This window comes from Paenibacillus riograndensis SBR5, from assembly GCF_000981585.1.
GTDB lineage: Bacteria > Bacillota > Bacilli > Paenibacillales > Paenibacillaceae > Paenibacillus_AQ > Paenibacillus_AQ riograndensis.
The window spans coordinates 650,264-665,297 of record NZ_LN831776.1; the positions used below are offsets into that span (position 1 = coordinate 650,264).

7 protein-coding genes are annotated in these 15,034 nt (G+C 53.8%); 2 read left to right on the forward strand and 5 right to left on the reverse strand.

Annotated elements, in window-relative coordinates:
• Positions 1-34 precede the first annotated feature (34 nt).
• The 3 genes from PRIO_RS02880 to serS all read right to left on the reverse strand — a co-directional run bounded on the left by PRIO_RS02880 (position 35) and on the right by serS (position 8,913).
• Entirely contained in the window at positions 35-940 is a 906-nt protein-coding gene (locus PRIO_RS02880; RefSeq protein WP_020426420.1) for an ArsR/SmtB family transcription factor, read from the reverse strand.
• A gap of 798 nt (positions 941-1,738) precedes the next feature.
• Complete coding sequence (locus tag PRIO_RS33655) at positions 1,739-7,336, reverse strand: S-layer homology domain-containing protein (protein WP_020426419.1); 5,598 nt, start codon at positions 7,334-7,336, stop codon at positions 1,739-1,741.
• A gap of 281 nt (positions 7,337-7,617) precedes the next feature.
• Positions 7,618-8,913, reverse strand: a complete 1,296-nt coding sequence (gene serS, locus PRIO_RS02890) for a serine--tRNA ligase (RefSeq protein WP_020426418.1) — start codon at positions 8,911-8,913, stop codon at positions 7,618-7,620.
• A 399-nt stretch (positions 8,914-9,312) separates the two neighbouring features.
• Here serS and ssuE point away from each other — a divergent pair, with 399 nt between their 5' ends.
• Both ssuE and PRIO_RS02900 read left to right on the forward strand, forming a co-directional pair.
• Complete coding sequence (gene ssuE, locus PRIO_RS02895; protein WP_020426417.1) at positions 9,313-9,867, forward strand: NADPH-dependent FMN reductase; 555 nt, start codon at positions 9,313-9,315, stop codon at positions 9,865-9,867.
• An 893-nt stretch (positions 9,868-10,760) separates the two neighbouring features.
• On the forward strand, positions 10,761-11,018 hold the full coding sequence (locus tag PRIO_RS02900; RefSeq protein WP_020425685.1) for a hypothetical protein: 258 nt from the start codon (positions 10,761-10,763) through the stop codon (positions 11,016-11,018).
• A gap of 126 nt (positions 11,019-11,144) precedes the next feature.
• Here the strand turns inward: PRIO_RS02900 and PRIO_RS02905 are convergent, their stop codons facing one another.
• Together PRIO_RS02905 and PRIO_RS02910 are read right to left on the reverse strand one after the other, a co-directional pair.
• Complete coding sequence (locus tag PRIO_RS02905; RefSeq protein ID WP_020425684.1) at positions 11,145-12,176, reverse strand: ribonucleotide-diphosphate reductase subunit beta; 1,032 nt, start codon at positions 12,174-12,176, stop codon at positions 11,145-11,147.
• A 507-nt stretch (positions 12,177-12,683) separates the two neighbouring features.
• Entirely contained in the window at positions 12,684-15,017 is a 2,334-nt protein-coding gene (locus PRIO_RS02910) for a ribonucleoside-diphosphate reductase subunit alpha (protein ID WP_020425682.1), read from the reverse strand.
• Positions 15,018-15,034 lie beyond the last annotated feature (17 nt).

A 15,034-nucleotide genomic window follows, 5' to 3' on the forward strand; every position in this document is an offset into this window, starting at 1 on the left:
ATTGCTCTTTTAGCGCTTTGTCGTCTGTTCCTGCTCACTTCTCCATATAATCTGCAATCTGCTGCGGCAGATTGTTCAGGGCATCCAGGCGCAGGCTGTAGGACGCGCTTTTGCCGCTGGTATGGACAATGACCAATCCAGCCGAGCGCAGCGTGATGAGATGGTAGTGGATTGTGCTTTTGGACAGGCCGACCTGCCGGACGATTTCAGTGAACCCCAGCTGCTTCCCGGCCAGCAGGCGGAGAATGTAGAGCCTTGTCTCGTCCGAGAGCGCCCGCGTTAGCCGCAGCAGCGAAGGAGCGGGCCGCCCCTCCTCCGGAGGCAGCGCGTCACAGGCATAGCTGGTAAACACAAATTCATCATATAACGAAGAGGTGACCAGCGGGCGGGCATGGTACTGCGGGATCAGTATGATCTGCTTCAATCGTTCGCCGGGATGCAGCCGCATTCCCTGTGTCGCCTGTTCGTAGACCTCCAAAGCATTAGTGCCGTTCAATCCGGCCCGCCTGGAGTCTGCCTCCCGGCTCAGCGAGTCTAGAATAGCGGGATTGATGTCCCGGAAGTACCGTTCATTCCATTCCCGCAGAACCCCGGAGGCTTGGCTGCGCATATCGGTGAGACTAGACGGAACCGTTGATCCGAAGCGTGCAGTAATTTCGAACAATTCTCCCGGAGAGAGGCCGTCGAACCAATCCAGGAAACCGGATACTGAACGGTCGCCAGGGCAGCTCCATATGTATGGGGTGAGCGTGAAATCGGCATTTTCCCTGGAGAACTCCTGCATGTTCCGAAGCTGGGCCGTGGTAAATCTCTTCTGAACCTCCTTAACCCAGAGCTTGCCGGACTCCAGAGCGTTATGATTCTGCCTGCCCAGGAAAGCAGTTAAACTGGTGAAGCATTCATACATAGGGGCAAAATCCACTTCTACCTTATAATCCATGTGCGTTCCTCGTTTCGTTATGATTGCGCCATGCAGGCGTTAGAGTAGCTGAAAGGCGGAATTCATATACTGCGGCGGGTACTGCTCGAAGCAGCCCACCATTAATGGTGATCTGAAAATTTTGTTCTATAAATATAGAACTTAACTTTGTTTTATTATAAACGAACTAATTGATGATATCAAGGATGTCGAACTATTTTCCGGAAAATAAATCTATGGTCCACTGGCGCATAAGCCCCCGTTTTTCAGTCATACAGGCAAGAGCGGAGGGTGCTTGGAGATGGGGGGCTTAGCGATAGGGTGCTTAGCGATAGGGTGCTTGGTGACAGGGTGCTTGGTAATAGGGTGTTTGGCGATAGGGTGCATGGTGATAAGGGGCCGGGTGGATCACAGGTAGCCGCAGGTAAGTGAAGTGGAAATAGTACACTTAAATAAACGGAAAAACCTCCTGAAAAAGGAATAGTGGGAAAAAGTAGAGTTAATTTGGGCTTAATCACGGGTGGGCGGGGAAATTGGTCGGATTAGGTACCCTTTTTCCAACTAACGTTTGCGGGGAAGTGGGAGAAGGAAGATTTAGGTTTACTTTTTCCACTTAAGGTTGTTACCGAACCGGGCAGATCCAAGCAGACGGGGGAATGGGGACAGGACCTGACCTCTCACCCTGGCAATCACAGTTTACAGGATTTTTAAGCAATCTTAAAACTAAAACGGCTGCACTGTCCTGTGAAGGATGGTGCAGCCGTTTTTTCCATTAACGATGAGCTTCCTGCCTCGCAGGTGCTCTAAGCTCCGATAGGGTTAATTGATAAATTGAAGCGACTTTAGGGTCTTCTCCAGCATCGTTGCTGCTTCCGCCCGGGTAGCCAGCGCCTGCGGTGCGAACGAGCCGTCCGGTCTGCCCTGAATGATGCCTTCAGCAGCAATCCCGGCGATGGCCTCCCGGGACCAGGCCGGAATGACGGAAGCATCGCTGAATTTGGCCAATGCTGCAGGCCCGACATTCAGGGATTTGCCCGTGTACCTCATGGCTTTGGCCATAATTGCGGCCATCTCCTGGCGGGTAATCGGACTGGCCGGCTTGAAGCTTCCGTCAGTATAGCCCGTAATGAGGCCTGCGGCGGCGGCTGTCTTCACAGCATCCGTATACCAGGCATTGGCCCCCACATCACTGAAGGTGACTCCGCTGCTCATGGACGCAAGTCCGAGGGAGCGGGTAATCAGCGCCGCGAATTCCGCGCGGGTCACCATTTGCGACGGCTGGAATGCGGTAGCGCTCGTACCGGTAATAATCAGCTTGGAGGCCAGCAGATCAATGGAGGCTTTGGCCCAGTGCCCGGTAATATCCCCGAAGGTCCTGCCCGATTTCACAACGGTGTAAAAGCTGTTGCTGTTGCGTTTGATCGCAACTTCGGTGGTTCCGTCAGGCTTACCGGTGAAGACGGAAGGTACGAAGGACAGCTTGCCGGTAGCCGGATCAAACGAGACAGCGGTCGAACCCTGCGGGTTCAGCACTCCAGGTGCGGTAAGGGTCCGCTTCACATAGGTGCTTCCGAAATTGTTCAGCGAAACACTGCTGCTTCCAGCCTGTGCTGTAACTGTAAACTCCATCACGGGCGCAGCCAGGGTAAGCGGGCCGCCCTGGGCCGCAAGAGCCTGATTCAGGCTGCTGAGTGTTGAAGCACTTGCCTGCAGCAGGGACACGGTTACAGTGAAATCGCTGGTGCCGAGTTGGGCGGCCAGCGCCGTTCCGTTCAGTACACGGAGCGGAAGTGAATAGGAAGCTCCCCCAGGGACCGTGAACGTAAGGACGGCAGCCGGGTTCGAAGCTGCCTGCTGCACAAGCACGCTGCCCGGAAGCACCACCTGTGCTCCGCCGCTTGAAGCGTTGAGCGGGATCACCAGCTCACTGGTTCCGCCAGGCAAGGCGGCGAGCTTGCTGGTCAGATCTGCTGCGGTGATCGTCGTCACCTGCGGCGGAGCCAGCGCAGAAGCGGTTGCCCCTGGTGTTGGCGTTGGTGCTGCCGTTGCCGGTGTGCCGCCACCTCCTCCCGATGAGCTAGTCGAAGTCGGCGTCGGAGTCGGCGTTGCTGTTGGCGTCGGTGTTGTTGATGGTGTCGGTGCAGGGCCAGGAGTTGTGCCCTTCAGATCGGTAATCCGGCCCTCGACCTTGCTGTTAATTGGATGGTGCAGCTTCAGATAAGATAAGAGAACCTCGAAATCCGGAAGACCCAGCTCATAATACCTCCCGTCGGCCTTTGCTCCAGCCAGTGCGCGGTAGAAGTCACCGCCCCCGGCCATGAAGGAGTTCGTGGACAGGAGATAGTAGGCATTCGGATCAATCGGCAGATAAGAACCGTCCGTCTGCCGGATCTCCACGGATACTATGCGTTCTCCGGCCTGGGTTACCTGACCGGTCAGCGAATCTACAATTTCCGGTTTCTTCGTGGAATCATACGTATATTTCATCCCGGAAACCTGTGCAAACCGGCCCTGATCCGAGCTCAGTCCGCTGACTGAGTTCTCCAGGGAGGAGATGATTTCCGCACCGGTTACTTTGAGAGCGGCCAGACTGTTGCCGAACGGCAGCGTGGTCAGCACTTCGCCCATCGTAATGTCACCTTTGTCGATGGCTGCGCGGATCCCGCCGCCATTCTGGATAGCGACAACACCCTTGATGGAAGCGAGGTCGCTTGCCGATACGAAGTTTGGCATCAGCTCTCTGACTTTCTCCGCGATACTGTCGGCAATCATGTTGCCGATTGGGGTTTCTTCCTGGCGCACGACCCGGACGGACTTGCCGTCGATCATGCGGTTAGTATACAGATCGACGTCCGAGTAACCGACGACAGTGTTGCGTACGATAGCAAGTTTGGCATCATAGGGAGCAAGCAGTTTTTTGGCCGTGCTGTCCTCGCCGAACAGATTGACGTCAAGCAGTTTGCCGTTGTAAGCAAGAATTTCGCCGTCTTTGTCAAATGTTACATTCAGTTCACCAAGGAACTGGCTGTATTCACCGGTCTGTACGATCAGCACATTTTTGCCGGTGCCGGCATTGACGATTGGGGCTGGGGGATTATCGATCTTCGTATGCGAATGACCGCCCACGATAATGTCAATTCCCGGCACAGCTTTTGCCAATTCCTGATCTACAGTGTAGCCCAGGTGGGTGACGGCGATAATTTTGTTGATGCCCTGCGCCTCCAGCATAGCTACTGTTTTTTTGGCGCTTTCCACATGGTCCTTGAAGCTGATTTGCTCTCCCGGCGAGGACAGCCCAACGGTATCCTCAGTGGTCAGGCCGAAGATGCCGACCTTTTCACCATACACATCCTTAATAACAGAAGGATAAATATGGCCGTCTTTTGCGGTGCTCTTGGTCTCGTCGGTTTCAAGCATGCCGATGGCATCGTGATAGAGTTCTGCCAGTTCACTTCCCTTTGTTGTAAAGTCAATATTTGCGCTGGTGAACGGGAACTTTGCAGCGGTGACAAAATTCTTCAGCACCTCCGGCTCCTTGGCGTTCAGATCGAACTCATGGTTGCCGAACGTCATCGCGTCATAGCCGATGTTGTTCATGAACTCGATGTCGGCCTGCCCCTTGAACTGGGTGAAATACAGAGTGCCGGAGAAAACATCGCCTGCATCCAGCAGAACCGCGTTGCCTGTCCGTTCACTGCTGATGGCTGAGGTCCGCTTGGTGATATTCTCCAGGTGGCCATGCGTATCGTTGGTATGCAGGACACGCAGGTTGAAATTTTCTGTGCCAAAATCAATTTGCGTCAGCAGCGGATCATGATCGCTCACGCGCCCTTCTTTCTCATCAAAGTCGGCATTGATATGCACAATGTCCAGTGCCGATCTTGTCGCCAGCTTATTGTTGACCAGCATATGATCCAGCGTCTGGGAATTACCCTGGTATACGTAGGAGTAACGCTCTCCCAGCGGCAGGGTGTCAACCAGGTTGGTCAGGGCGCTGCCTTTCAGTATTTTCAAAGTATTGGAGAACTGGAAATCGTTCAGATCGCCAAGCACAACAAGATTAGCGTCGGGACTTTTGGCCAGCACATCGGAAACGAAACCGTTCACGACTGTAGCAATTTCCGCCCGCTGGGCTTCACTTGGCAGAACCGGAGGCTGGATGCCGCCGTAAAGTGCGGAGTCTCCCGTCTTGGAGTTGAAGTGGTTGGCAATGACCATTACCTTTTTATTATTGAAAATAAATTCTGCTGCAAGCGGTTTGCGGGAATTGGCGAACGCGGGATTGGTTGGATCAATGCGCCCCGGATTCAGGCTGAGTCCGCCATCCTTGGTATAGGCCACCGCAGTGGTGGCATCGCCCTTTGTGCCTTCCGCCAGCTGCACGCGTTCAGTGTTGTAGATAAATCCGGCACGGATATTCCCGCCCGGCGCACCGCCGTCCATATTATTCACAGGAGCAATATCGGTAAAAGCATAGGTTGGACCACCCTGTTTCTTAATGGCATCAATCAGCGCTTTATAGCTGTCCGTGGCATCAACGGTTCCAGAGTTAGTATCACCGTCATTGTCCTGAACTTCCAGAAGGCCGAGGATATCCGGTGTGTTCAGATTAGTCACGATGGCCTTGGCAATATTCTCGATTTTGGTGGAACCGCTTTTTAAAGAGAAGTTTTCCACGTTAAAGGAAGCTACCGTCAATTTGTCTGCTCCGGCTTTCAATGGGGTCGTCTCCCGCTCGATAGAGGTTCCTTTGTCGACCTCCGGCAGAGCGCCTTCCGGATGCACCTTGAAATTGCCGTAGTCATACCCGAGGACACCGGTGATGTTTCCTTTAAATACCTGTCCCGTCCGAACCGGAGTGCCCGGCTGGGCGGCGATCAGAATACGCTGGGGATTAAAGTCTGCTCCAGTAAGTACCAGACCCCCCGCAGGTGAAGAGACTTCGGTTGTACTGGCGCCGTTGTTCACGGTAACCGGAATTTCATAATCGAAAGGCCCGATAATCTTCGGGGTGATGAGCTGAACGCGCATGCCCTCCAGACTCTCATAGAAATCGAGCGCATATTTGGCCGGGTCAAGCTCTTTGTCCAGCCCTACAGAAATCGTAGTGGCCGGAATTGTGCGCCCGCCCGTTCCAATAACCGTTGGTGCAGGGAGCGGGTTATTGCTGGACAACACGGTTGCCTGAGTCGCCGCAATTTCAGTGGTCAGCAGATCAGTGGCATCTGCATATCCGCTTTCTTTATATTCCTTAACCCAGCCATCCACAAGAACGGAATCGGCTGCTTTCACCTTGTTGCCCGGCAGGTAGACCATAATCGCCTCGGAGGTCCGGGGATCGCTGTCCGGCGTTGCGGTCTGAATGTAGAACGTGCTGCCGCTCGTGTATGTGACAATCCCCGCCACATCCTTCACAAGCTGCCCTGCATAGGTCGAGGATTGGACGGTGCCCTGAATCTTGGGAATCGTCAGTCCGCTGATGGCTTCCTTGGTGGTATAGCTGAATTGGGAGATACCGCTGTCCGTTTTGCCTTCTTCCGCAGAATAAGCTTTAATCAGTACGGTATCATCCTGGAGCAGAATCGGAGTCTTGTACAAAGCAAAGTCTTCCACAGCACTGGTGCTGCCGTCAACGTACACACTATAATATACGCTTGCCGTTACACTGCTTGTGCTCAGGGAAAGCTTCGTGCCCTTAGGCACCGTCTGCCCGGAGGCGATGGAAGCAGAGACCGCCGGAGCCTTGGTGCTGTCCGTACCGGAGCTGCGGGGTTCCGGTGCCTGTACGGCAAAGTCGGACAGGTTCCTGTCCGTATCCAGTCCGCGGTTGCCGTCAGGGAGCAGGGAAGAGGACTTGCGCACGGCTGCGGTAGTGTTGGAGAGGGCCGGGGCCGGACCTGACCCTTCGATACCCGGGGTGCCTTCATATTCGCTGGCTGATCCGTAGCCGACCAGATCAACCCGGGTACCGGAAGCATCGAGCAGTTCAACTTTGCCGTTCGTGCCGCTCATAGAAAGAACCGCATCGCCTTCGGCAATTAGATTGGGAGCCGGAAGAGCGTCAGTACCTCCGGTGCCGGCGGCTTCCTGAACCAGAAAATATCCGCCAGCAGGAACACTTCCGCTGAGCGGGGTGAACGATTTGGCGTTATCACCAAAAGAGCCTGAGGCGGAAGCGTACCTCACTTTCCAGCCGGTCAAATCAATATCTGTATCCGTAGGGTTGTACAGCTCGATGAAGTCATTTTTGTACTTGGCTCCAGAGTTGCCTCCGCCGCCGTACACCTGGGAGATCACGGGAGCGCTGTTATCCGCTGCCGCTGAAGCCATTGGAGCTGCAGGCAGGGCCGTATCGGTAATCAGCACCAATGAGAGCGCTGCCGACCACCATTTTGTTCGCCTTGAGGGAATGTTCATTTGATACCATCTTCTCCTCTCTAGATACGATATTGTTGTAGCCTTCTCCCAATCTATCATTTGCAGATTAAATGAGAGATTGTCTAACGTAAATATATAGTAAACAATGGCTGTTTAACATCAATTTACAAGGAAATTTGTCATAATGCACAAAAAAACTATGAACTTCTCCTGCTCAGGCCGAAGCAGCGGCTGAATAGGCAAATTCATAGTTTTATAGCTTTCTGTGAGGATACATGAAAAGTTATCTGTGTGTCAGATGTTTTATCTTAAACGGTCCATTATTCCGCTGCTGTCACCGCAGCGTGAAGAAATTCCTGCCCGTCCATATATTTGCGCAGCGCCTTCGGAATATAGATCGAACCATCTTCCTGCTGGTGATTCTCCAGCAGCGGAATCAGAATCCGCGGCGTGGCGACTGCGGTATTGTTCAAGGTGTGGCAATATTGCAGCCGCCCGTCTTTATCACGGAAGCGGATGCCCGAGCGGCGGGCCTGGAAATCCAGCAGATTCGAAGCCGAATGGGTCTCCCCATATGCGCCACGGCTGGGCATCCAGGTCTCAATGTCGTACTGCTTGTGTGTCTTCAGCGCCATATCCCCGCTGCAGACTGCCACTACGCGGTAGGGCAGCTCCAGCAGCTGGAGAATATGCTCGGCATTCGCCAGAATCTCCTGCAGCATCTGCTCCGACTCGGCCGGATCATTCTTGCAGATCACGACCTGTTCGATCTTCGAGAACTGGTGCACCCGGTACAGGCCGCGCACATCGCGCCCCGCCGAACCGACCTCGCGGCGGAAGCAGGCCGACATTCCGGCCAGCCGCAGCGGCACCTCCGCCTCGACGATCTCGTCGCTGTAGAGCGAGACGAGCGACACCTCCGAGGTCCCGGCCAGCCAGCGCTTTTCTCCGTTCAGCTCATAGGTCTGGTCCATCCCTCCCGGGAAAAACCCGGTCCGCTCCAACGCCTCCGGGCGGACAATAACCGGCACGTCCATCACGGTGAAGCCGCGCTCGGCCAGCACATCCAGCGCCAGTCGCTGCACGGCGAGGTGCAGGTACAGCCCCGCGCCCTTCAGCACGTAGCTGCGCGGTCCTCCGGCTTTGACGCCGCGCGGAATATCGATGATGCTGTGGAGCTCCCCGAGCTCCACGTGATCTCGCGCCGTGAAGCCGAAATCCGGCAGAGTGCCGTTTCGCCGCAGCTCCACGTTCCCGCTGTCATCCGCGCCAATCGGCGTATCTGCCGATACCGGATTTGGCGCAAGCAGCAGCAGCTCGCTGCAGCGCTGCTCTGCTTCGGTCAGATCCGCTTCCAGCTTCGTAAGGTGAGCGTTAATCTCGCGCACCTGTGCCTTGGCTGCTTCTCCGGCCGCGGCCTCTCCCTGGCGGAGCAGGCGCTCGACCTCCTTCGTCAGCCCGTTGCGCTCCGCACGCCGACGCTCGGTTTCCCGGCGCAGCTCCCGCCGTTTATCGTCCCATTCCAACAGATCTTCCAGCGGGAAGTCCACCTTTTTCCACACCGCTGTGTTTCTCATAAGTTCCTCATTGTCCCTGATCCAGTTCATGTCCAGCATGCCGCTTCGCTCCTTTTTGTCCTATAAAAATACAAAAAACGCCCTCATCCATGGGACGAGGAGCGTCAGCTCGCGGTGCCACCCAGGTTGACCGAATCCTCTGAATTCACAGCAGGACAAGGCCCTCTTTGGTCTTCGCGGTAACGGGCGAAACCCGGTAAACTTAGGGAACAACAGAATTGCTCCGGTCGCAGACGCCTCACGGTTGGATGCCGGTCATTGGCCTGATCGGGATGTAGTATTGCCGCTTATTATAGCTTAGGAAGCTGCCGGGTGCAAGAGGCCGGATACGTTTGACAATAATCCCTGCGCTCTGATAGGATTATTACTAATTTAAAGGATTTTTGCCGTAGAAGCGGCGGAAGCGTATTGTGGATAACGAACGGAAGAGGTGGAAAAATGGCTAAAATAGTTGTCATCAACGGAACACCATCCCTGGTCTCGCGGGTGAATGCAGTTATTGAATATGCGGAGGCCAATTTGCGCGGGCGCGGATTCGAAGTGGAGCGGATCAATGTGGCCGAACTCCCGGCGGAGGATCTGATCCATACCAAATTCGAAAGTGAAGCCATCGTCAAGGCTAATGGCCTTGTAGCTGAAGCTGATGCAGTTATCGTGGTCAGTCCGGTATACAAAGCTTCTTATACAGGGGTCCTGAAGACCTTCCTGGATCTGATCCCGGAAAAAGGGCTGGCCGGCAAAATCCTGCTTCCCCTCTTTATGGGCGGCAGTCTGGCACATCTGCTTACCATTGAATATGCACTGAAGCCGGTGCTGTCCGTACTGGGGGCGCGTCATATTCTGGGCGGCGTGTATGCGGTGGACTCCCAGGCTGTGCGCAATGACCAGGGTGCCGTCGAACTCGCGGACGAACTCAGGCTGCGCCTGGACAGCGTCCTTGCGGAGCTGGCGGAAGAGACGTCGCATAAGGCAGCGCGTAAATCTGCAGAGTAGCAAGTTAAGAAGCGCGCCTAAGGTTGCTTGGCTTCCCTGTGTGTACATTTAACGGGAGTGTTCTGAGTTATCCAACAGTAGACGGTGTTTGGATTCAGTAGAACAAACCAATAGAAACAATAGGCGCGGATATACGCTGCGCAGCGTATATCTTCCATGGAAATCACAAAAGCCCCCTACTGCCGGGATTCCGGCGGTAAAGGGCTTTTGGCAAATATAAGGATTTATATGTTTCATACCACAAATCATCCTTATATTTCTCGCTGAAACGGTACCTGAAAGCGATACTCTGAATCGCTGCTTCGGGAGCACAGGCTGCATTTAAAAAACGGCGAAGCCGTTTCTGCTTGAAAGATAAGAATTTATATGTTTTGGGGTAAGCGAAGCTTACCCCTTATTTATTTTTAGGAAATTATGATTACTTCCGCTTGTGGATAAAATGTGCATAAAGTTGGGGGAGCAGTCGGTCTAGATATCCTAATTCCACCTAGCGCTTGCTCACCGGCTTCTTCGCAAGCGCTAGTTGGAAAAAGGGAACTTATTTCTCCCCAAAATCAACAATTATGAGATTTAAGTGGAAAAAGGAAACTTAATTGGTCCATATTACCTCGTCAGGGGCGAAATGAGCTGAATTAGTGATCCTTTTTCCACTTAAGCTGCGGAGAGCAGGTAGTGTCGAGCAAATTAGTTACCCTTTTTCCACTTAGAGTTGCCACAGGATTCATAAAGGGTTCTCCAGGCAACGCTAAACTAAAATCCAAAACGGCTACGTCATCCAGTCAAGGACCGCGTAGCCGTTTTGTTCAAAAGATAAGAATTTATATGTTTAAGGGTAAGCGAAGCTTACCCTTAAACAGCAAGTAGTTTTGAAGTGCAGGGGCTGGAGCCTTAAATTGGCTGTGCGGATCTTCAGCGTCATCATCAGGGTCCAGCTTGGGCCCGCACTAATTAGTTTTATTGCATTCTGTGCAGCAGAATCTCCTCTGGGAGTACTGGAAATCAATTCAATTGCACATTGTGCAGCAGAATGTGGCGGATACGCCTCAAAAGTGCCATTTGGCGAAAATCTGCTGCATGAAATTCAACGGATCGCTTTTTTATGCCGGAATTGGGCCAATCTGCTGTACGAAATACAACAGATCGTCTTTTAGATTGGAACAGGCCTGGAGTCGGGCAGATCCGCTTCATTTGAGCAATAGACTGCGGCGCCAGTCCGCGCAGCCTGCTTTTACATATCGGGCTTCTCTGCACGATCCAGACAAACAACTCGCAGCACCTTATAAATCGTCGAACCCGTTGTCGTCGCCAACCTTGCCGTAGTTGCGGGACTTGGCTTCGAAAAAGTCGGTTTTGGTCGCGTTCAGCGCCTCGTCGGAGAAGGGTTTGATCCATGGCATGCAGTTGACGTCAACGCCGCTGTAGGCTTTTTCCAGGCCCATAAGGGTCAGACGCTTGTTGGCCGTGTATTTGATGTAGTCGCTCAGTTCGTTCATATCAATGCCGCGCACGTTGGTCAGCGTGTAATAGCCCCAGTTGGTTTCGAGTTCTACAGCGCGGTCGATGGTGCGGTAGACATAATCCATGTTTTCTTTGGTGTTCAGCTCAGGAAAATCCACCAGCAGCTGCTTGAACACTTCGGCGAAGAAGTAGCAGTGCTGATTTTCGTCACGCTGAATGTAGGAGATCATCTGGCTGGTTGCCATCATTTTCTGGTCACGGGCCAGGTTATAGAAGAAGGCAAATGTACTATAAAAGAAAATTCCCTCCAGAATCAAATCAGCCACCATTGCCCGGAAAAAAGTCTCCTTGGAAGGCGCATCGCGGAACTCTTGATAAATGTCCGAGATGAACTGGTTGCGTTCCAGCAGCACCGGATCATGCTTCCAGTATTCAAAAATCTCCTTTTGCTCGCTCTCTGAGACGATAGAAGAAAGGACGTAGGAGTAGGACTGGTTGTGCACAACCTCCTGCTGGCCGATGATGGCCGAAATCGCCTCCAGAGAAGAATCGGTAAAATAACGCTTCACATCGCCGACGAACATCGTCTGCATGGAATCGAGCACCGCCAGCAGTCCGATGTTGATTTTGAACACGCGCTGTTCTTCCGCTTCCAGCAGCGGGAACTGCTGTGCATCCTTCGACATCGGGATTTCATCAGCGATCCAGTGGTTCAGCAGCAGCACCTTGTACAGCTTGTACATGTGCGGCATGCGGATATCGTTCCAATTCAGAATCCCTGAGCATTCCCCGTCGATGATGCGGGTGGATTGGTTCGGGGCTTCGGTATTAAAAATCTTTTGCAGTTGCATTGCTTATTCCCTCCTGTATTTTGCATGAAGCGGTCTTCCGCCTGATATCTATTGAAACGACTATGACTATATAGTGAAACGTTTGAAAGAAAGCACGCTATTGTGGCAGCCTCCGCGTAGATAAATGTATTTACTGCAGCTATTTACTGCTGTGGAGCCTTTTCATGAGCTATAACTGTAGTTTCTGCAATTAAAAATAGAGAATTTCTGCAATTTAGCCGCTGTCCGCCTGGATAATTGTACAGAGTGCAGCTAAATTGTGTTTATCTGCCAAAAGCCAGGTTATAGCTGTACAAAGTGCAGTTATTTGGCAGGGCGGCGCGTGTGGCACTGAAGAGGCGGGAAGGATCACCGAAGGCTCTGCACCGGAAAGCCTTCCGGCGCAAAACCGGCAATCCTCAGTCTAAGCTGTCTGCGGATTCCGCCGCGAACAGCGACCGGAAGCCCAGACATTCCTCGTAGTGACGAACAAATCACCGGTTTTTTCTGTTCAAGGCACGAAGACAATTAGCTCGCGCAAGACTCACACTCTTCTATAGTTAAAGCACGGCTCCGTACATAATACGTCGACTTCAATCCGCCCTTCCAGGCGTTCAGGTGCAGGTTCAGGAAATCGGTGGCCTTGATGTCCGGCGTCACGTACAGGTTGAAGCTCTGGCCCTGGTCAACATGGCGCTGGCGGGCCGAGGCCATGCGGATGGACCAGTTCTGGTCGATCAGGAACGCCGTTTTATAGTACCAGATCGTCTTCTCGGACAGATCCGGTGCCGGGTTGGCGATCTTGTAGGTGGTTTTCTCCTCATAGGAGAGCAGCTCATACAGCGGATCGATGCTGGCTGTGGAGCCGGCGATGATCGAGGTCGAGCCGTTCGGGGCAATCGCGAACATCCAGGCGTTGCGCACGCCGTCCGCAGCCACCTGCTCCTGCAGCTCACGCCACTGCTCTGTAGTCACGTATTTGCCTTCCTGTTCGCCGCTGGTATAGCCGCGCGAGGTGAAGTAGGCCCCGGTCTCCCAATCGGAACCGGCGAACTTCGGATAGCGGCCCTTCTCACGGGCCAGCTCCATGCTGGAGCGCACTACCAGATAGTTGATATGCTCATACAGATGGTTGTTGTATTCCACGGCTTCATCGGACTCCCAGCGGATGCCCTCCAGTGCCAGCAGATGATGCAGGCCGAAGGTGCCGAGGCCGACCGCACGGTATTGGCTGTTTGTGTACTGCGCCTGCAGCACTTCAATATTGTTGATGTCGATGACGTTGTCGAGCATGCGGACCTGAATCGGCACCAGCCGCTCCAGCACGCCTGCCGGAATAGCGCGGGCCAGGTGAATGGAATTCAGATTGCAGACAACGAAGTCGCCGGGAACCTTCGAGATCACGATCCGGGTCTGTCCGTCCTTCGTAACCAGCTCTTCACTCTCAATAACCGTTGCCGACTGGTTCTGCATAATTTCCGTGCACAGGTTAGAGGAGAAGACCATTCCCTGGTGGCGGTTCGGGTTGGAACGGTTGACGGTGTCCCGGTAGAACATATATGGCGTGCCGGTTTCGAGCTGGGATTTCATAATCCGCTTCATGATGTCGATGGCCGGAACCGTGATGCGGGAAAGCTCCAGATTGGCGGTGGCTTCGGCATATTTTTCACGGAATGAGCCCTGTCCCAGCTGTTCATCATAGAAATCCTCCAGACCGAGTGCGCGTCCTTTGGCATCTTTCCAGCCCATTACCTTCTTCACTTCATGCGGGCAAAAGAGATTCCAGTGTCCCCGTGCTTCCACAGCCTCCATGAACAGATCGGGCAGGCAGACACCGTGGAATACGTCATGCGCGCGCATCCGCTCGTCGCCGTTATTCAGCTTCAGGTCGAGGAAGGCGAGAATGTCTTTATGGAAAACGTCGAGGTAGACGGCGACGGCGCCCTTGCGTGTGCCGAGCTGATCGACGCTGACCGCGGTATTGTTCAGCTGGCGGATCCACGGGATAACGCCGGAGCTGGTGTTCTTGTGGCCGCGGATATCGGAGCCGCGGGCCCGCACCTTGCCGAGGTAGACGCCGATGCCTCCGCCCATTTTGCTGAGCCGGGCCACATCGGTGTTGGAGTCGAAGATGCCTTCGAGCGAATCGTCTACCGTGTCGATGAAGCAGCTGGAGAGCTGTCCGGCGACCTTTTTACCCGCATTGGACATGGTAGGGGTAGCAGCGGTCATATAAATGTTGCTCATCGCCCAGTAGGCTTCCTTGACCAGCTCCAGACGTTTCTCTTCCGGCTCGGTATGCATGAGGAACATGGCGATAATCATATAACGCTCCTGCGGCAGCTCCATGACGCGCCCGTCAAAATCATGAGCCAGATAGCGGTCAGACAGGGTCAAGAGGCCGATATAATCGAACAGCAGGTCGCGTGTGTAATCGATGCAGCCGCCAAGCTCCTCAATCTGCTCCTTGGTATAGTGGGAGAGCAGCTCTTCGCGGTAGATGCCCTTTTTCACCAGATCGGTAATCAGCGGATACAGCTCGCCGTAAGGCTCATCCGGGTAAGCTTTGTAGCGGCGGTTGACGGCAGCTTTTTTGTACAGGGAGGTCAGCAGTGAACGCGCAGCGGCGAATTTCCAGTCCGGCTCTTCTTTGGTAACCAGCTCAAGCGCGCTCATCGTGAAGGCATTACTGATCTCTTCTCCGCTGACCTCCTCACGGCGCAGCTTGGACTGCACCCCGCGCAGCAGGGTTTCTTTGCTTAGATGATCCAGGCCTTTCAGGATACGGTCGGCGTACACGGAGAGACGGATTTCATCAAAAGCCAATTGGCGGTTGTCGGGTTTCACTACGAGCTGTGGCATAAGTTCATACATCCTTT